Origin of the sequence: Aeromonas sp. 19NY04SH05-1, from assembly GCF_040581895.1 — a bacterium.
Lineage (GTDB): Bacteria > Pseudomonadota > Gammaproteobacteria > Enterobacterales > Aeromonadaceae > Aeromonas > Aeromonas enteropelogenes.
Genome location: NZ_CP095328.1, coordinates 1381107 through 1400497 on the forward strand (window position 1 = coordinate 1381107; position 19391 = coordinate 1400497).

Annotated in this window: 17 protein-coding genes; 14 read left to right on the plus strand and 3 right to left on the minus strand. The window is 48.1% G+C overall.

What is annotated here, in order from left to right; all coding sequences use genetic code 11:
* Nucleotides 1-40: 40 nt before the first annotated feature.
* The 14 genes from MRK42_RS06565 to MRK42_RS06630 all read left to right on the plus strand — a co-directional run bounded on the left by MRK42_RS06565 (nucleotide 41) and on the right by MRK42_RS06630 (nucleotide 14495).
* Nucleotides 41-1204 (plus strand): polysaccharide pyruvyl transferase family protein, encoded by a 1164-nt coding sequence (locus tag MRK42_RS06565; protein WP_354688934.1) that lies wholly within the window; start codon nucleotides 41-43, stop codon nucleotides 1202-1204.
* Nucleotides 1205-1305: 101 nt separating this feature from the next.
* Nucleotides 1306-2202 (plus strand): glycosyltransferase family 2 protein, encoded by an 897-nt coding sequence (locus MRK42_RS06570; RefSeq protein WP_354688935.1) that lies wholly within the window; start codon nucleotides 1306-1308, stop codon nucleotides 2200-2202.
* Nucleotides 2199-3221, plus strand: a complete 1023-nt coding sequence (locus MRK42_RS06575; RefSeq protein ID WP_354688936.1) for an EpsG family protein — start codon at nucleotides 2199-2201, stop codon at nucleotides 3219-3221. The genes MRK42_RS06570 and MRK42_RS06575 overlap by 4 nt, the downstream gene beginning before the upstream one ends.
* Nucleotides 3222-3235: 14 nt before the next feature.
* Nucleotides 3236-4084: a glycosyltransferase gene (locus tag MRK42_RS06580; RefSeq protein WP_270666920.1), complete on the plus strand. Its 849-nt coding sequence runs from the start codon at nucleotides 3236-3238 to the stop codon at nucleotides 4082-4084.
* Entirely contained in the window at nucleotides 4074-5210 is a 1137-nt protein-coding gene (locus MRK42_RS06585; RefSeq protein WP_270666919.1) for a glycoside hydrolase family 99-like domain-containing protein, read from the plus strand. The genes MRK42_RS06580 and MRK42_RS06585 overlap by 11 nt, the downstream gene beginning before the upstream one ends.
* 2 nt (nucleotides 5211-5212) lie before the next feature.
* Nucleotides 5213-6103: a glycosyltransferase gene (locus MRK42_RS06590; RefSeq protein WP_354688937.1), complete on the plus strand. Its 891-nt coding sequence runs from the start codon at nucleotides 5213-5215 to the stop codon at nucleotides 6101-6103.
* Nucleotides 6104-6119: 16 nt separating this feature from the next.
* A complete protein-coding gene (locus tag MRK42_RS06595) occupies nucleotides 6120-6788 on the plus strand; it encodes a glycosyltransferase (protein WP_354688938.1) in 669 nt (222 codons plus the stop codon).
* Between the two features lie 92 nt (nucleotides 6789-6880).
* On the plus strand, nucleotides 6881-8113 hold the full coding sequence (locus tag MRK42_RS06600) for a sugar transferase (protein ID WP_354688939.1): 1233 nt from the start codon (nucleotides 6881-6883) through the stop codon (nucleotides 8111-8113).
* Nucleotides 8114-8995, plus strand: coding sequence for a dTDP-4-dehydrorhamnose reductase (gene rfbD, locus MRK42_RS06605; protein ID WP_354688940.1), 882 nt, complete (start codon nucleotides 8114-8116; stop codon nucleotides 8993-8995).
* The gene (gene rfbA, locus MRK42_RS06610) at nucleotides 8995-9918 is read left to right on the plus strand and encodes a glucose-1-phosphate thymidylyltransferase RfbA (RefSeq protein WP_354688941.1); all 924 of its coding nucleotides are present in this window, start codon (nucleotides 8995-8997) and stop codon (nucleotides 9916-9918) included. The genes rfbD and rfbA overlap by 1 nt, the downstream gene beginning before the upstream one ends.
* A 45-nt stretch (nucleotides 9919-9963) precedes the next feature.
* Entirely contained in the window at nucleotides 9964-10503 is a 540-nt protein-coding gene (rfbC, locus tag MRK42_RS06615) for a dTDP-4-dehydrorhamnose 3,5-epimerase (protein WP_354688942.1), read from the plus strand.
* Nucleotides 10504-10565: 62 nt separating this feature from the next.
* The gene (locus MRK42_RS06620; protein WP_354688943.1) at nucleotides 10566-11648 is read left to right on the plus strand and encodes a Wzz/FepE/Etk N-terminal domain-containing protein; all 1083 of its coding nucleotides are present in this window, start codon (nucleotides 10566-10568) and stop codon (nucleotides 11646-11648) included.
* 152 nt (nucleotides 11649-11800) lie between these two features.
* Nucleotides 11801-13480: a Wzy polymerase domain-containing protein gene (locus MRK42_RS06625; RefSeq protein WP_354689043.1), complete on the plus strand. Its 1680-nt coding sequence runs from the start codon at nucleotides 11801-11803 to the stop codon at nucleotides 13478-13480.
* Between the two features lie 607 nt (nucleotides 13481-14087).
* On the plus strand, nucleotides 14088-14495 hold the full coding sequence (locus MRK42_RS06630) for an H-NS family nucleoid-associated regulatory protein (RefSeq protein ID WP_061475545.1): 408 nt from the start codon (nucleotides 14088-14090) through the stop codon (nucleotides 14493-14495).
* A gap of 410 nt (nucleotides 14496-14905) precedes the next feature.
* On the opposite strand, the gene MRK42_RS06635 is transcribed toward MRK42_RS06630, so the two are convergent.
* Genes MRK42_RS06635 through MRK42_RS06645 form a run of 3 tightly spaced genes read right to left on the minus strand, consistent with a single transcriptional unit; the run spans nucleotide 14906 to nucleotide 19391 of the window.
* Nucleotides 14906-16270, minus strand: coding sequence for an efflux transporter outer membrane subunit (locus MRK42_RS06635; RefSeq protein WP_354688944.1), 1365 nt, complete (start codon nucleotides 16268-16270; stop codon nucleotides 14906-14908).
* Nucleotides 16271-16272: 2 nt separating this feature from the next.
* The gene (locus tag MRK42_RS06640) at nucleotides 16273-18231 is read right to left on the minus strand and encodes a MacB family efflux pump subunit (protein WP_042028394.1); all 1959 of its coding nucleotides are present in this window, start codon (nucleotides 18229-18231) and stop codon (nucleotides 16273-16275) included.
* Nucleotides 18228-19391 (minus strand): efflux RND transporter periplasmic adaptor subunit, encoded by a 1164-nt coding sequence (locus tag MRK42_RS06645; RefSeq protein WP_338612000.1) that lies wholly within the window; start codon nucleotides 19389-19391, stop codon nucleotides 18228-18230. Before MRK42_RS06645 ends, MRK42_RS06640 begins: the two co-directional genes overlap by 4 nt.

Sequence of the window (19391 nt, forward strand, 5' to 3'; positions counted from 1 at the left end):
TATAGCTATAATTTTAAGCAAAAAATAGTGTGAGGCTTAAGTGTTGAATAATAAAGTTGGACTGTTAAATTTCCACTACTCAGATCATAACTACGGTGCTGTATTGCAAGCTGCCGCATTGGCCGATGTCGTGACGCAACTTGGCTATAACGCAGAGCATATTAATTTCATACCTGCAAAAATTGAGCAGAAAAAAACACCGCGCCAACAATTGGTTGCTGTGCTAGCGGTGTTAGGGATTAAGTCACTTCTCAAGCGTCTATTGGGTAAAAAGGTCTACATAAAGCCTCAAGTTATCGGAAGTGAAGTATTTGAACAATTTCGCACAACCTGGATTCCCCGCAGCGCTCAAACGTACAGCGCAGCAACCCAGCTAAATGCGATTGGTTCGACCTACGCTGCTGTAGTGGTTGGTAGTGATCAGGTATGGCGACCGAATATGTTTGTAAACAAGCATCAGGATCTTGACGCCTACTTTTTGTCATTCTTACCTGATTCTATCACTCGTGTCTCTTATGCTGCCAGCTTTGGTGTTGATAAATGGGAAGAAACAAGTGACTCTATACTGAGTGACCGTGTTCGTAAGGCGATGACCAAGTTCAATGCGATCTCGGTTCGTGAGCAAACTGGAGTAGCTATTTGCCGTGATCATTTTGGTGTGACTGCTCAACACGTGCTTGATCCTACGCTATTAAACGGCGTAGAGTTTTTTGAGCGGGTAATAGTAAAGGCTGGTGTTAGCAAGCAAAATGAAAATGTGGTTTATTACAAACTAGATGTTGATACCACATTCATTCGCGCTATCAAACTTATCGGGGATATTTTGCAAGCACCGACCGAAGATATCTACTACCAAATGAGTGAGGTAGGTTATCGTTTTATCCCTGTCGCTGACTGGTTAGCTAAAATTCGTGACAGTAAGTTTGTCGTCACCGATTCGTTTCACTGTGTATGCTTGGCTATTTTATTCAATAAAGAATTCATTTGCTTTGCCAATAAAGAGCGAGGTCTCGCTCGTTTGCAAAGTCTGCTGTTAAGTTTAGGGATTGAAGGGCGTTTGTGTGATGAGCAACAATCACTTCCTTCATTCTTTGCCGGGTGTCAACCCATCAATTATCACAACGTTAACACCAGACTCGCCGAACTGCGTAGTGGTTCACTGGCATTTTTGAAAGATGCACTTTACTTTCACCAAGGTCATTAATTTTGACATGCATAATTTTTTAAAAAGTTAGCGCTTTAAACTAAAAGTAGGGTCTGTAAAAAATTATGAATTCAGTATCTCCCACGCTACCAGTACTCGTTATGACACGTAACGATGGCCATTTCTTAAAACAATGTGTTGAGTCAATAATTAATACAGTGACCATTCCTGTTACTATTTATATCATTGATAATAATTCCGATTCCGTTGAACAACATTCAATATTAAATGATTTGGCGGTAAAGTATAGCAACGTAAGATTAGTTTTTAATAAAACTAATCTTTGGGTTATTGGGCTTAATACCACGATAAATAAGATAAAACTAGAGCATAAAAGTGACTTTTTTTTTCTAACTGATGCTGATATTGATTTTAGCCACTGTACTGCTAAGCCATGCTGGTTGTCATACTTAGTTGAGCAGTTAGAGAGGAATATATCTATAGGGAAGTTGGGGCTCTCATTATCTTGGGATTATTTGGAGGGTAAATCAGAGTTAAACGCAATTCTCAAACAAGAGAAGAGCCTCTATTCAGAGAAACACAAAATAAATGACCTCTATGTATCTTTCGTTGATACTACAGCTACTTTATTTCGTAATGATTGGTCAATTGATCCTTCATCTGGTCTTTACCCAGATCATATGCGTTATTTACGGCCTGAGTTATACTCATGTCGGACATCAAGAGATGTTACGGTAGAGCATCTTGGCTGGCATCTTTATATTAATACCGAGAAAATGACTACTCAACATATCAACTCTAAGATAAAGTGTTTTACTTTAGTTGGTGGGGATGTAAAAAAAGAAATTTTAAAATTAGGTGATAGACGATACCGGATTTTTTATAAAGCATTATCAAAAACAATTAGGAGGATGTGGTATATTAGACGGTATTATTTTTTGTTTCGATATATATTTAAAAAAGGAATTATTCATTTTGATGGACAGGGCTATGTTGCTAGATATGCTAGAGACATAAGTGATATTGGTGTAGAATGATATACTATACATTATGGTTAGCATCTTTTGTTACGGCAGCATTTATTCCCTCTAGAATAGTTAGAGTCTTCCTAATTATTTCGTTGGCACTTATATATTGGGCGTTAATATCATTTCGAAGTGAAGGTGTTGATGCTGACTATAGTCAATATCTGGATTATATAAGAGATGTAACTCAGTATAATGAAAGTAGCAGAGGGGGATATCTCTTCGATGTGCTTGCAAAGTTCATCTATTATTCTGGGTTTCCTGTTACTTTGATTTTCTCCATATATGCGCTATCAGTTCCGATAAAAATATATCTGTTTTCAAAGTTCCCTTCTTATGGTCCTGCCATTTTTATTGGTTATGTTGGTTTTTTTATATACCTTCATGATTTTACACAGATAAGAGCTGGTCTGGCTATTGCGCTTGGCTATTGGGCATTGTATTTAAGATTTGTAGCTATTAATAAGTTCTGGGTGCTTCTTGCTGGGGCATCAGTATTGGTTCATCCCTCTCTGATATTCTTATTTGCATTTGTTCTTATTAGTTCCTATATCCCAGTATATGTGCTTTTTATCACAATGATTTTATCTATTATCATTGCATTATTCGATCTATTAAGCCCTGTGATTGATAAGGTTATCTATATTGTTAGTAATGAAGACTTGACTCTATACTATCGTCTTGCATTGAGTGGGCAGGAGATGAAGCCATTTGGATTATTTCCATTGATATGTTTGGGATTAACCATGCTAATCTGTTTTATACTCCCCAAATACCATCAGGTCGATAAATTAACCGTTTTGTTTATTAAGATGTTGTTGATGTCTCAAATATCATGGTATTTATTCTACATTATCCCAGTATTTTCAGGAAGAATTAGCCAGTTGTTTCTTTTCTCAATTATATTCTTGTTGCCAATTTTATCAAAAGTAATATTTAAGGTCTATGTATTAATTCCCGCTGCGTTTAGTTTATTGGGTTTTGCTGCATTTATGTATGCAGGGGGGCTTTTAAAGGATTATAATTTTTAAAGGCGATGAGCTTTATGAATCTTAAAATAGTTGTTGTTATCTTCAATATAGAGATGAAGAATAGTCCAACTCTGTTATCTTTAGTCAAGCAGAATGCATATGGTTATTCTCCTGCAGAGTTGATAATTTATGATAATTCTTTCGTGTCAGTTCATGATTATAAAGTTATTAATGAACTAAAGGAGGGGTTTGTAGTTTCTTATAAGCATACGCCAGAGAATCTTACGTTGAGAGAAATATATAACCTTGAAATTAAAAAGATAAGAGAAAATGATTATGTATTGTTTCTTGACGATGACACAAACTTACCCACCAATTATCTGATGGCGTCATACTCATACATAAAAAGTCATCCTGAAGTAAATTTATTCTCCCCATTAATATATGTCCATGATAAGTTATACAGCCCGCATAGAAGTTATTCCTATGTTAATATGCCATTAACCAATGTGGTTGTTGGGGTTGTTAGCACAAAGAACAGGTCGGTGATAAATAGTGGCATGATTGTGGCGGGGAGGTTTTTTATAGAATCAGGTTTTATATATCCTGATTTCGTTGATTTCTATGGTACGGATAAAGTTTTTTTTGATCATTATGCATCTTTAAATAAAAGCTACTGCATAATGGATGTACATGTAAATCATGATGTGAGTAACCATCCTCAAAATAGTAGTGTTGAGGATTATTCCAGAGTGTTAAATAGAGTGAATGCTTTTTGGATAAAATATCTATCCCATCAGAATAAATCAGTTTTTTTATATAAATTATTTATGCTTATTTATGCTCTTAAGGTTTCTCTTAAACGAAGAAACGTTATTTTTTTGAAATCTGCTATTACATTAGGCTGTGCAAATGAAAAATGAAAAATATCGTATATTCCCATTTTATTTCCCCCAGTTTTATCCAACTCCTGAAAATAATAAATGGTGGGGTGATGGCTTTACCGACTGGGAACTAGTAAAGGTTGCTAAAGCTGTTGATTCAGAGCAGATTCAGCCACGATTACCAATAAATGGTTTTTATGACCAGTCTTCTCCAGACGTAATTAAGTCTCAGGCGAGGTTGGCTAAGCAGTACGGAATATCAGGGTTTAATTTTTATCATTACTGGTTTGATGGAAAGGTTTTGTTAGATGCGCCAATTAATAACCTTTATGATGATAAAACCATTGAACTGGAGTACTTTTTCACTTGGGCTAATGAAACTTGGACTAGGCAATGGATTGGTAAGCCAAATGATATACTTATTAAGCAGGAGCATGAACCTGATGAAAAAATATGGGATAGTCATTACGAATACTTGCGTAAGTTCTTCCTAGACTCGCGATATGTAAAAATAGATAACAAGCCGATGTTTTGTATATATAGAGCTGAACTCATTAAAAAATTAGATAAATGGGTTGAGTTCATAAATGTAAGAGCAAAGATGGATGGTTTTTCTGGTATTCATCTTGTTGCGTTCCGCTCATATGAAATTTCAGATGCTGTAAACATATATAAATATTTTGACATGATCGTTAATTTTCAGCCTCGATTCTCTATTAATACACGACTAAAAAACCCACCTGTTTATATAAAAACTTTAGAGCGGATTTTAAGGCGATTTCCAGAGAGCCTACAATTAAAGTTGGTTGGTTTACATAATAAGAAGTCATACAAGAGATTCAAATACGAGGATTATATTTATGCAATGAAAGATGATACCATTACTATTAATGATAAACCAATATACCCTGTAGTGTTTCCCGACTGGGATAATGCTCCTCGTTACAAAGAGAGGGCAACCTTTTTTTCAGGTGTATCCTTGGAGCTTTTTAAAAAAGCATTGGAAATTGCGAGAGAAAAGGTTACTTCGCATGAGCACCAATTCATTTTTATTAATGCATGGAATGAGTGGTCGGAAAGCGCATACCTAGAACCAGATGTTAAATATGGTTATCAGAAATTAGAGATCATTAGTGAAATGTTCAATGATAAAGAAAGTAAATAACTATGCATAAAGTAGCAGTTTTGTTGGCCGCTTATAATGGTGAAAAATGGATTGAGGAACAACTAGCTACTATCCTAGGGCAAAAGAATGTCTTGCTTGATATATATATAAGTATAGATGAGTCTTCAGATAGAACAGTTGATATTTGCAATACTTACGCTATGAAAAATAATAATATAATTGTGTTGCCACATGGTTTTAAATTTGGTGGTGCGGGTAAAAATTTCTTTAGATTAATAATGGATACCGATCTGAAAAGCTATGACTATATTGCTTTTAGCGATCAAGATGATAATTGGCCAGAAAACAAACTGGCCATAGCTATTGAGAAACTACAGCAATATGATTGTTATTCTGCCAATGTTACTGCATTTTGGGAGGATGGGCGTGAGGCTTTTATTGACAAAGCCCAATTGCAGCGGGAATGGGACTTCTTATTCGAAGCTGCCGGCCCAGGTTGCACTTATGTGTTTAAACGTGAAGTGGCTATCCAGTTTAAAAAATGGTTAGTCGAACGCTATGAGCAAGTTGGTGAAGATATCGCGTTGCACGACTGGTTGCTTTACGCGTTTGCTCGTAGCCAGGGTTATAGCTGGTTTATCGATCCCAATCCAATGATGTTGTATCGACAACATGCTAATAATCAGGTCGGAACAAATAACAGCTTTGGGGCGGCCATAAAGCGGCTGAATATGATAACAAGTAAGTGGTATCGTAATCAATGTACCAATATTGCTGAGCATCTGGCGTTGCATCATTTGCCTATTGTTAAGTATGGATTAAATAAAGGGTATGTTGGGAACTTATATTTGCTTTTTCATATCAATAAACTAAGACGTAGGCTGCGTGATCGAGTTGCACTGTCTATTGCCTTATTGTTTAATCTGTTTTGAATGATAGAGATCACTAATGATTCTACTAACAGGTGCCACCGGGTTTGTGGGCAATGCAGTGTTAAAACAGCTAATACAGCAACCAGAAGTGGCAATCCGTACTTATGGTCGCCGCTTACCAGTTGGGGTAAACGCTGACCGTGTTGCCAATGCCCGCAATGTTGGCATTCAATCAGCCAAGGGCAAGTATATTGCTTTTCTGGATAGTGATGATCTCTGGGAATCAAACAAACTGGAAAAACAGATATCTTTGCTGGAGCAAGGGTATGCTGTGGTGTGTGGCAATTACTCTACTTTTCTCTCTGATGACATTGATCGCCCTGTGGCAGTGCGAGTCAGTCCGATGGAATTCAGCTACAAGGATATGCTGAACAGCAACCGGATCGGAAATCTGACGGGAATATATAACCGCGAACTGCTTGGCACATTTTACCAAGAGCGCTGTGGGCATGAAGATTACCTGATGTGGCTTGCAATAATGAAGGTTGCCAAAAAGGCTGCCTGCGTTCAAGACATCGTTGCTCGTTATAGATTGAGTTCAAACTCATTATCTGCAAATAAATTGACCGCAGCAAAATGGCAGTGGCATATCTATCGGCACAAGTTGTTGTTAAGTTTGCCAGATAGTTTGTATCATTGGCTCAGCTATGTCGTCATCGCGTTGAAAAAACGAATTCGCGAGTAGAATTAGAAAGTTATGTATTTATTTGACCTTTATTTCGATCTCTGGGGGTAACTTTGTCCTTTCAACGCCGTCACTCACGCTGGTATGAACGTGTGTTATTCAGCCCTCCTGCCTTGTTCATCTTCGGGGCCTTGCTTGCGGTTTGCCTGCCTGCCATTGAGCGATGGGGCCTGGAATTTTGGCATCACCTCGATGCCGTCCGGATCAATACCCTGAGCGGTGCCTTTGTGGCGTTTCTGCTGACCGGGATTGTGCTGCATCGCTTCCTGCGCTATCCGGGCGCAAGTCCCGTGGCCTACATGATCCCCACGGTGACCACCCTCTATGGTGCTCTGGTCGGTATTCTCTTCTTCCTGCGCCTGCCTTACAGCCGTCAGGTATTGTTCGAGTCGTATCTGGTTGCCTTGCTTTGCTGCTGGCTCGCCTACTTCATCGGCCGCCGTTACCGGACCCCCAAATATGCCTTGCTGCCCTTTGGGGACTATCAGGCCCTGACCCGGCACGCGTGTGTGCAGTGGCGTCTGCTGGACAAACCCGATCTCGGGGCCGTGCGTTATGACGCCGTGGTGGCAGATCTTCGGGATGAGAAGCTGGCGGGTGAGTGGGAGCGTTTCCTGGCGCGCTGCGCCCTGTCTCACATTCCCGTCTATCACATCAAGCAGATCAGCGAGACCCTGACCGGGCGCGTGAAGATTGATCATCTGCACGAGAACCAGCTTGGTTCCCTCTTGCCGTCCCCCGTTTATGCCTTCATCAAGCGGGGAATGGACATCCTGGCCGCGTTGATCGCGATCCCGCTGTTCTCCCCCTTGATGCTGGTGACGGCCATCCTCATCAAGCTGGAGAGCCCGGGTCCCGTGATGTTCCTGCAAAACCGGGTGGGGAAGGGCAACAAGGATTTTTGCATCTACAAGTTCCGCAGCATGTGCAAGGATTCGGAGAAGGCCGGTGCCCAGTTTGCCCAGGATGGCGACATGCGCGTCACCCGGGTGGGCAAGGTGATCCGCAAGCTGCGCATCGACGAGCTGCCGCAGTTCTTCAACGTCCTCAAGGGGGACATGAGCCTGATTGGGCCGAGGCCGGAGCAGCGCACCTTCGTCGATCAGTTCGAGCGGGAGATCCCCTTCTATATGTATCGTCATATCGTGCGCCCCGGTATCAGCGGCTGGGCTCAGGTGGTGCACGGTTATGCCGCCGATGCCGATGATACACGCATCAAGATCGAACACGATTTCTACTACATCAAGCACTTCTCCCTCTGGCTGGATGTCCTGATCGTGTTTAAAACAATTAAGACCATTTTGACCGGGTTTGGTGCTCGTTAAATGAGTCAACTCTTGCTAGGTGCGGGCCAATTGGCCTGCGCTTTGCTTTCTGCCTCTCACCTGGCCAATCATCCCTTTATTTCTCTGCCAAGAGAGTGTTATCCAGGGGACAATGACGCTTTGATGCAAGCATCAATGTTGCGTTATCGCTCTGCCGTCATTCTCAACGCCGCCGCATACACGGATGTGGCGGGCGCCGAGCTCGTACCCGCGCAGGCGATGCGGGTCAATTGCGATGGCGTCGCGCGGTTGGCTGCATTGGCCAGGCAGCATGATGCCTTGCTGGTGCATTTCTCGACCGATTATGTGTTTGATGGCACGGGTGAGCGCCCCTGGCGCGAATCGGATCAGCCGGCACCGTTGAATGCCTATGGCCAGAGTAAATGGGCGGGGGAGCAGGCCATAATCGCCAGTGGTTGCCGTTATCTGATCATTCGCACCAGCTGGTTGCATAGCCCATGGCGCACCAATTTCCTCAAGACCATGTTGCAGCTCGCGCACTCTCGCGATGAGTTGCAGGTGGTGTGCGATCAAGTCGGTGCCCCTACCTCGGCGATGATGTTGGCAGAGGTTACGCTGCAGGCTATCGATAGGGTCTTGACTGAGCCACAGCTGGAGGGCCTCTATCATGTAGCTGCATCCGGGGCCGTCAGTTGGTTCGACTATGCTCGTTGCATTTTTAGCGAGGCGTATGCGTCAGGTCTGATAGACAAGGTGCCACGGCTTAAGCCTATTACCAGTCGGGATTATGCTGGTGTGGTCAACCGTCCCCTTAATTCTCGGCTCGATACACAGCTGTTTCAGCAACACTTTGGTGTGCGCTTGCCGGATTGGCGAGAGGGTGTCACATCAACGTTGCAGTCATTATTGGAGGAGCAATAATGACGCATCTATTGTGTGATTTCCCTTCTCGTAAAGGTGTTATTTTGGCTGGCGGAACGGCGACACGTCTTTATCCAGCTACGCTGGCCGTAAGCAAACAATTGTTGCCTGTCTATGATAAGCCGATGATCTATTACCCCTTGTCGGTGCTGATGTTGGCCGGGATCCGCGAGATTTTGATTATCAGTACGCCCGCCGATCTGCCTCGCTTTCGCCAGTTGTTGGGGGATGGCAGTCAATGGGGGTTAATGTTCTCTTATGCCGAGCAGCAGGTATCGGCGGGGGTGGCGCAGGCACTGCTGATTGCCGAGCCCTTTTTAGCAGGGGCGCCCGTCAGCTTGATCTTGGGTGACAACTTGTTTTATGGCGCCGAGTTGCCTGCGCAGTTACGTCAGGCGATGATGGATGATCAAGGGGCCAGGGTGTTTGCCTATCGGGTCGACGATCCGGCTCGTTATGGGGTATTAACGCTCGATGAACAGGGCAAGGCCTTGGCGATCACCGAGAAGCCTGCTCATCCCGCCAGCCATTATGCGGTGACCGGCCTCTATTTCTTTGATGAGCATGCTGTCGAGTTTGCCAAGCAGTTAACCCCTTCGGCCCGAGGAGAGCTGGAGATCACCGACATCAATCGTCGTTATTTGGCGCAGGGGCAACTGCAAGTGACCTTTTTAGGCCGGGGTTGTGCATGGCTAGACACGGGCACTCCGGATAGCCTGCAAGAGGCTGGGCAGTTTATTCAGACGCTGGAAAAACGGCAGGGGTTAAAAGTGGCCTGTCCTGAAGAGATCGCCTGGCGTCAGGGCTGGATCAATGATGAGCAGTTGCTTGAGTTAGCCGTATCATTAGCGAAAAGTAGTTATGGGCATTATCTGCTCCGTTTACTTACCCCTCACTTTGGCATTACTTATGTAAATAATTAATCTGTACTTTTTTAGTATGGCAAAAATAGCGATGAGAATGATGCAATGAAATTTCGTGCAAAAAATTTAGCCGAGGTCATAGTTTTGACTCCAGAAACATTCTCTGATCATCGTGGTGATTTTCGGGAATGTTTTCGTCAAGAAGAGTTTGAACATCACTGCGGCCGTTATTTATTTGTACAGGATAACTTGAGCCATTCTATAGGGGGAACCTTAAGAGGCCTGCATTATCAACGTTCACGCCCACAAGGCAAGTTGATACAAGTGATAAGTGGCAGCATTTTTGATGTCGCCGTTGATATACGCCCTACATCTCCCACTTATGGTCATTGGGTTAGCCATATATTAAATTCAGAATTGGGAGAGTTGATGTGGATCCCTCCTGGATTTGCTCATGGTTTCTATGTGATGAGTGAGAGTGCGGATGTGTTTTATAAGTGCACCGATTATTATCAGCCGGGTGATGAGGCCTGTATTCGTTGGGATAGCCCCGAGCTTGCAATAAATTGGCCGCTGTCTACCCAGATACCATTGGTTTTATCTGATAAAGATCGTCTGGCCCCCAATTTTGTAGGTCTCACATAAGTGTCACTTAGTTATACCACCTGTCTTTACACGTTTTAACCTTTACAATCAAGCGAGAAGAGATGAACGAAAAAACGTCTGTTATTCCGAACCAGTGGGTGCAAGCACCTGCATCAGATGAGATCGATCTGCGAGAGATTATATTGGCACTGTGGCGCCAAAAGGTATTGATTATATCGGTTACCCTGTTGTTTGCTATTGCTGGTATTGGCTATGCCATGACCGCGCGTCAGGTTTGGACTAGTCAAGCATTGATTAGTGAACCATCTATCGAGCAGGTGAATGCATTTCAGTTGCGTATGGATCAACTGAAAAATAGTTTGCCTGCTGATTCTTCCGTAGATATGGATTTCTCTACTTTACAGCGCCCAGCGCTCTATCAGAGCTTTGTCGCGGCCTTTAACAGTATGAATAACAAGCGTACTTTTTTAACTGAGCAGGGAATTTTTTCAGAGGAACTAAAAAAGGCTGGAGTGACAGACCGTCGTGGTGAGCGAGCATTGATGAGTAAGTTGGGGGAGGCGATTGTGGCCAAGCCTTTTGATAAGGCCAGTACTGATATTACCCTCAGCTTTTCGGCTGAGACAGCTGAGCTGGCACAGCAACGTTTGGTGAAATACATCGAGTTTGTTCAAAATAAGCAGATTTTAGATAAAAATGCGGAACTAAGAAGCCTTTGGCAAAACCGAATCAAGGCACTGACATCTCAGTATGAAAGCATCAAAACTGATACCCTGCAAGCTCGTCAGGATGATATTCGCCGAACTCAATATAGCTTGCGCATAAGCCAAGCCGCTGGGGTGGAAAAACCCCTGGAACGAACGAATAGTGACGACATATTCAACATCGATCTTGGTAGCAAAGGTCTGGCTGAAAAGTTGAAAATTCTGGAGGAAATAAAAAATCCTGAAGTATTGAATGAAGATTTGGGTAAAATCCGTCTGCAGCTCAATGGGTTGAAGGCGTTGCAATTAACGAATGTTTCTTTTGACTCTTTCAAGATGATCGACTCACCAGAAGAACCATATACTCGTGACAAGCCCAAGCGCCCACTTATTGTTGTGTTGGCAACCTTGCTTGGGGGAATGTTAGGTGTTGCGATCGTTCTTGTGCGTCGTGCATTTCGTAGACCAGAAGCGGCATAATGTTAGTGGTTGATTGAGGTGAGGGGGCAATTAGCCCCCTCTCTTTTTGTTGGCGCCTTTTAAGTCCTCTGTATTGAGCTGGCCTAAGGAGTTGGGCTGTGAAGTTAACGAAAGTTACGACGGTTTTATGTGCACTGTATTGGCTGCTGGGTATGCATTTTTTTATGCACAATCCCGGTGGTGCTGGACTCTATCTGCCCTTTAATGCATGGGGATGGATTTTTGCCAGCCTGATGATCGGAATAGGGTTGTGGCAGGTGACTCTGCGTCAACGTATCACTTTTTCTCCATTGCAGGTTGCACTATGGTTTGGGGCCTTACTGCTGTTGTTGCCCATGGCTTATCCGGGATTTGAGCTGAAAGATTATGCCATTCCCCGTTTGCTGGGATTATTTGCTGGCCTGCTGTTTCTATTTGGCTTTTACCAGTGGAGATTGACGCGCCAGCTGCGTGATAGCTTGCTCTATCTCATATTGATCGCGATAGCGATAGAGGCGCTGCTTGGGCTTGTTCAGTTTTATCTGCTGATTCCCGGAAACTGGATTGGGTATGACGCCAAGGTAAATCGTCCCTACGGTATTTTCCAGCAACCTAATGTGATGGCCAGTTTTATGGCAACGGGGATGGCTCTGGCGATCTGGTTGGAGTTACGAAGTGATGACTCACGAGTACTGATGGGTTTGCGTTATGGTGTCATATTCTCAACTGTATTGCTGTTGGTGGTGTTGCAATCTCGAGTAGGCCAGTTGGGTGGATTTTTGGCGCTGCTTATGTTGCTGCCACAACTTAGGCAACAACGAAAAATTAGACTCATATTAGGCCTTGTGTTCTTAGGCATTATTTTAGGCCTTTTATCCCAGTATTTGATGGCAGGCGTAAAGCGTGGGTTGGAGATCTACCAGTCTGGCGGAATGCGCTCTATTTACTGGCCCTACGCATTGAAGCTGGTGAGTGAACAACTTTGGACAGGATGGGGCTACGGTAGCTTCGAATCCGTTTTTCTCCATCATTATATGGCCGATAAAGCAGTGAATCCGGCCATGGTACAAATTGAGTACAACCTGGATCATCCCCACAATGAATTCTTGTATTGGGCTGTGGAGGGAGGACTCGCTCCTATGCTCGGTATGCTGATAATGGGGGGAGCGTTGTTATGGCGTCTTTCGTGTGCACCGGGGAAAAATGCCATGGCCATGCTGGCTCTGGTGACTCCTATTTTGCTTCATTCCCAGACTGAATACCCCTTTTACCATGCCATCGTATTGTGGTGGTTGCTATTGACGCTTGTCTATTTAATTGATGTTGAAGTGGAAGAGGTGAATATAGCAACCAGAAGCCAAACAACTTGGTGGGAGTGGGCTTATCGGCCCTGGTTCTTGCTGCGTTTTGTGGCGATTACCATCCCTTTATTGATTGTTCCCTTTATGCTAACAGCTCTGCATACCGCCTGGGTGGTGACCAAGTATGAAAGAGGGGGCTATAAGGAACCGACTCTGCTGCTGGATATCGTCAATCCCATGGCGTGGTTGACTCGGGTCGAATTTGATGTCAATTCGGTGCGGTTGATGGTGGGTCTGCAAACCAATAACAAGGCTGAACTGGAGGCCTATCTGGAGTGGGGGCAGGCTTTTGTACAACATACGCCACGGGCCAATATTTACGCCAACATGGTGGTTGCCCTTAATGCCCTCGGGCGTACGGTTGAAGCAAACACCATGCGTCGGGAAGCTCTGCAACTCTATCCTGATGATCCTCTGCTCACAAAATCAGCGGCCAAGTCGGTGATCACCGGCGTTGATCAGCCTGCTGAAAGTGATGCCAGGGCTAAATAAAGTAATTGTTGAGCTACCAAAGCCTGCTTCTGTCAAGAGCAGGCTTTTTTTGTTGTCGTGCTTGAGGGACGGTTGCCATATTCTTCTGGTCGGGCTGGCTGTGTCGGGTAATGATGCTTGATGCCTGCCATTAATCGCAAAGGTTACCCCAAAAGGAGTGGGTGAGTATTCAACGGATTGATTTTAATCGGTTATTGCCAGGGTTTCATTTGGTTGCTATATATTGAGGCTCAGCCTCGCATTAGCGGCATGCAAATCAGAGATAAGCAAAACACAGGTGTTTAATATGCTGGTGATGTTAAAAAGGAGCTGTGTTATCTAGGGCGAATGATTGCCTGGCATCTGTTGTTACATTGCTTCAGCGCCCCTGTGGCTATGCTGAATGGAGTATTAATGGGGTATGTAATAGTGTGCTTTGCGATGAATCCGATGGTCATTTCTGATTGACGCCGAACTTTTTCTTTCTATGGTTTTGTTATCAATCGTGGTTGCTGTCGATAGACTATGGTAAAAATGGACTCTAATACAGAAAAACTGTATGTCGTTATGAATTGTCCATGCTATTCTGAAACTGTTATCCCTGTGATCGATTTTTTGTGAGGAAATAATGAACGAGTTTCTGAAAGTTCTGCTGAACATTCGCAGTCTGCGTGCCGCTATTCGTGAGCTGCCATTTGAGCAGCTGCTGGAAGCTAAAGAGAAGTTTGATCTGGTTTATCAAGAGCGCGCCGACTCTGTTGAGCAGGAGCGTGCCGAGCAGGAAGAGCGCCAGCGCAAACTGAATGAATTCACCGAAATGCTGCAGCAAGCAGGTATTGATCCCCGTGAATTGCTGGCTACTGCGGCTGCTCCGGCTGCTACTGGTACCACCAAGAGCAAGCGTGCTCCGCGTCCGGCCAAATACAAGTATGTAGAAGATGGCCAGGAAAAAACCTGGACTGGCCAGGGCCGTATGCCTAAAGCCATTGCAGCTGAAGTTGCACTGGGCAAAGATCTGAGCGAGTTTCTGATCTAATTCGTTGTGCCAAGCAATCTGATAATGCCGCCTTTGAGCGGCATTATTTTTGTGCGTTATTAATGTTAACCGATGTCTCTATTCGTTATTTGATTCTCTCTTGACTCCTCTGCATTCCTTTTCTTTCGGCTTTTCCTCCCCAGGATAAATATCTGTGTCGTGATTAATTTCATGATGCGTTCCGGTATCGGCGAACCATGTAGTTTTGCAGGAGACAAAAGAGGCTGTACATTCGTAGCCATTAGCGCTTGCGTCTATTGCACGTTATCTCTGACTTTTTTGATGGGGTTTGGTAGAAGAAAAAAGGATGGGATGTTGAAGAACCGGCACACTCGCCAAGGATAATGAGTAATGTGCGGGGGAGTGGCAATAATAAGGCCCCGATCTGGCAACAACGCGGGGCCTTATGTTTATTGGGCGAGTGGGGCGTCTGTGCCCCCAATGGCCTGGTAAATTCTGGTCATCACGTTGAGTAGCTCTTTTTGTTGGGCGAGCAGGCTCTGTTCTGCCTCCCACAAGCGATTCTGCTCATCCAGCCAGGTCTGCACACCGGTGGCGCCCGCCTCGAAGCGCGCCCTGGCCAGCCGTTCAGACTCGTTGGCATAACCCAGCTGTTCCTGGAGATAGGCGAGTCGTTGCTGGCCATGATGGCGGGCCGCCAGATTGTCTTCGACTTCGACCAGCGCCGTATAGAGCTGTTTGCGAAACTCGGTCTCGGCGATCTGGTAATCAAGCGCTGAGCTGTCGATGGCGAGCCGGGTGCGGTTGTACTCAAGGAAGGGAAGAGCCAGGCTTGCCCCCAGCGTCCCGACCGGATTTTGCAGCACCTGAGCCAGCCTGTCCGACGCCGTGCTGGCGTTGCCGGTCAGGGTCAGCGACGGGTAGAAGCTGGCGCGGATCTCATCCCCCTTAGCGAGGGTCTTGCGCAGTCGCAGCTCCGCCGCTCTCACATCCGGGCGACGGGCCAGCAGATCGGCGGGAATGCCGACAGCCAGTTCGGGGATAGGCTGAAGTGCAAGGCGGGTGGGGGCATACGCCAAGGGGCCGCTGTTACGCCCCAAGAGCAGCCTCAGGGCGTTGCTGGCCTGCTCTTGCTGGGTTTTCAGCGACGCCAATTCGGCGCGCTTGCCTGCAACCTGTTGACGAGTCTGGGCCAGATCGAGCCGGGTTATGGCGCCGGCGCGGTATTTGGCCTCGGTCAACCGTTCGGTGCGCACCAGGTTGGCCAGTTGCTGCTCGCCAAGGGCGATAGCCGAGCCGAGATAACCCAGTTGCCAGTATTGTTCCAGCGTCTTGCCAATCAGCATCAGACGGGTGCTGGCCAGATCCTGTTCGCTGGCGGCCGCCTCCCAGCTTGCCTGATCCCGCACCGATGCCAGCTTGCCCCACAGGTCTACCTCATAACTGAGGCCGAGAGCGGGCCCCAGTGTGCTGCTGGAACTCCCCGTCTTCAGGTTCTTGTTAGCGCTGGCATCAAGGCTGCCAGTGACCGAGGGGGTGAGGTTGGTATCTGCCTGCTCTGCGCCAAGCTGCGCGTTTTTGAGCTTGAGTGCGGCGACGTGCATATCCGGATTGGCGGCCAGCACGGCCTCGACCAGGCGGTCGAGCTGAGGGTCATGGAATCCCTGCCACCAGGCCCCTGATTGTGCCAACTGCTGGGTGTCATACGCCTGTTGCCACTGGGGCGCGATAGCCAGCTCGGGTCTTTGATAGCTGCTGTGCTGGCTGCAGCCGCCGAGGGCCACGCAGAGGGCCAACCAGGATAATTTGTACATTGTTATTCCCTCGCCAGTGCGACCACGGGGTCGAGCCGCGCCGCATTGCGCGCCGGCAGATAACCGAACAGGATCCCGATGAGTGACGAGCAGCCGAAGGCCATCAGGATGGAGAAGAGCGAAAACTGCATCTGTATGGTGTCGACCAGCAGGGAGAAGACCACACCAATGCCGAGCGCGAGCGCGACGCCGAAGATGCCCCCCAGTAGGCTGACCATCACGGCTTCGATCAGGAACTGCTGCAAGATGTCCGATTGACGTGCCCCCACGGCCATGCGAATGCCGATCTCGCGGGTGCGTTCCACCACGGAGACCAGCATGATGTTCATTACCCCCACACCGCCGACGATCAGCGAGATCACGGCGATGGCCGAGACCATCAGGGTCATGGTGGCCGTGGTTTTCTCCACCGACTTGATGATGCTGTCGCTGCTGAAGGTGAAGAAATCCTTCACTCCGTGGCGCTTGGTGATCAGCTCGATCATCGCCTGTTCGGCCAGCGCCGGCTGGATGCCATCCTTGACCCGTATGGTGATCTGGCTGAAGTGGCGCTGGGAGATGAGGCGGCTCATCACGGCGCTATAGGGGAGCCAGACATTGACCGACTGGCTGCTGGGGCCAAAGCCGGTCTCCTGGGTGACGACCCCAATGATGCGTACCGGCAGGGTGCCGACCAGTACCACCTTGCCGATGGGATCATCCTTGCCGAGCAGGCTTGGAATGCTCTTCTGGTCGACCACGGCCACCGCCGAACGCTGTTGTATGTCTCGCCACTCCAGTAAGCGACCACTTACCAATGTCATGCCCTTGACCTTGAAGTAGTCGTTGCCGACCCCGGTTACGTTGCCGCTGCTGGTCTTGTTGCGATAGCGAAGTTGTCCCGAGCTGATGATCTCCGGGCTGGCACCTGCCAGATAAGGTTGTCCCAGCAAGGCATCGAGATCCCCCTGATTGAGGGTCTGGATGCTGGCCATCTTTTCATCTCCCCACCCCTTGCCCGGGAAGATCTCTATGGTGTTGGTTCCCATCGCATTGATCTGCTCGATCACCTTGGTGCGGGCTCCCTGGCCGAGGGCCACCACGCTGACGACCGCCGCGATGCCGATGATGATGCCCAGCATGGTGAGAAAGGTGCGCATCCGGTGGGCCAGCATGGCATGCAGGGCCATCCGGCCAGCTTCCCGATAGCGATCCCAGTCAAGGCTGGCTCCTCCCTGACTGGCAACGGGGAGGGGGATGGTCGATGGGGAAGCCTGTTCGCGCTGACCACTGTCCTGCTGAATGCAGCCATCCTTGAGGGTGATGATGCGATCCGCATGGTTGGCGACCCCCATGTCGTGGGTGACCAGTATGATGGTGTGGCCCAGGGCATGAAGCTCCTTGAGGATGGCCATCACCTCCTTGCCGCTCTGGCTGTCCAGCGCACCGGTCGGTTCATCGGCCAGGATCACCTCGCCACCATTGGCCAGCGCCCGGGCGATACTGACTCGCTGTTGCTGGCCGCCGGAGAGCTGTCCCGGGGTATGGTGGCGACGTTCGTCAAGACCCAGTCGCTCCAGCAGCTGCTTCGACCTGGCCTGACGAGCCTGACGTTCGGTGCCGGCATAGACGGCGGGGATCTCCACGTTGGCTGAGGCGTCCAGATGAGGCAGCAGGTGATAGCGCTGAAAGATAAAACCGAAGTGATGGCAGCGCAGGCGCGCCAGTGCCAGGGCATCCAGGGTCGCCGTGTCCTGGCCACGAAACAGGTACTGGCCGCTGCTGGGCCGATCGAGACAGCCAAGCAGATTCATCAGGGTCGACTTGCCGGAGCCGGAGGCCCCGACGATGGCGATCATCTCGCCAGCCTGAATGGTCAAGTCGAGGGGATGGAGCACGGTAACTTCCTGCTCGCCGCTCTGGTAACGGCGCTCGACCCCTTTTAGCTGGATCAGGGGCGGCTGGTTCAGCGGCTCGCTCATAACATCATGCCTTCTTCTTTGTCCGCTATGGGCGCGCCGTGGTTGAGCTGCACTTCGTCCTGCTCCGTCAGCCCGCTCACCACCTCGATGCGGATCTCGTCCTTCATCCCGGTCTTGATGCGGCGAGTCTCACCGGGAGCGCCGTCCCTGACCAGGGTTACCTCATATTCGTTGTTAGCCACCTGCTTGCCGAGCGCAGTCTGCGGCAGAGTGAGTACCTGCTTGCGTTCGCCGAGCACTATGGTCACCTGGGTGGTCATGGCCACGCGCAGAGCATGGTCCGGGTTGGGCACATCAAACAGGGCGTAGTAGTAGACGGCGGCATTGCTGGTGGTACTGGTGGTGGTGACCTGTTCATTGATATTGGTGGGGGCCAGCTCCACGGCCCGCAGGGTGCCCTGATAGCGGGTGTCCGGATCGCCTATCAGGGTGAAATAGACCGGCATGCCCGCTTTCACCTTGGTAACGTCAGCTTCCGAGATCTGGGCCTTGACCGTCATGGTGTCGAGATTGGCCAGTTTCAGCAGGGTTGGCACCGTCTGGCTGGCGGCCAGGGTCTGACCCTGACGGGTGACTATGCTGATGACGGTGCCATCCATGGGGGCCAGGATCTTGGTGTAACCCAGCTCGGTCTGGGCCCGTTCCACCTTGATACGGGCACTGTCGATATTGGCCTGGCTGTTTTGCAACTCGGCGCGCGTGACGGCGAGTTGGGCTTCGGCACTCTCCAGATCGGCGCGAGAGCTGGCCTCCTGCCTGAACATCTCTACCTGACGGCGCCAGGCCAGCTCGTACTGTTTGAGCTGGGCTTGCTTGATCTTGAGTTGGGCGAGGTTGCTGGCGAGCTCGGCTTCGGCCGTTTTCAGATTGTTCTGGGCGATGAGAGGGTCAATCTCGGCCAGCAGATCCCCCTTGTTGATCTGAGCGCCGTCCTCGACGGCCAGGCGGGTCACCTGACCGGAAACCTGTGCCCCCACATCCACCTGCTCGATGGCCTGCAACACGCCGCTAGCCAGCACGGTTTGGCTAATGTCTTCCCGGGTGACTTTGGCGGTGAGCATCTCGGTGGCCGGTTGGCTTGGCCAGGCCAGCCAGCCGATGAGGGCCGCGACGAACAGGGTAGAGAGCGCCAGGGCTGTGCGCTTGGGACTTGGGGTCAT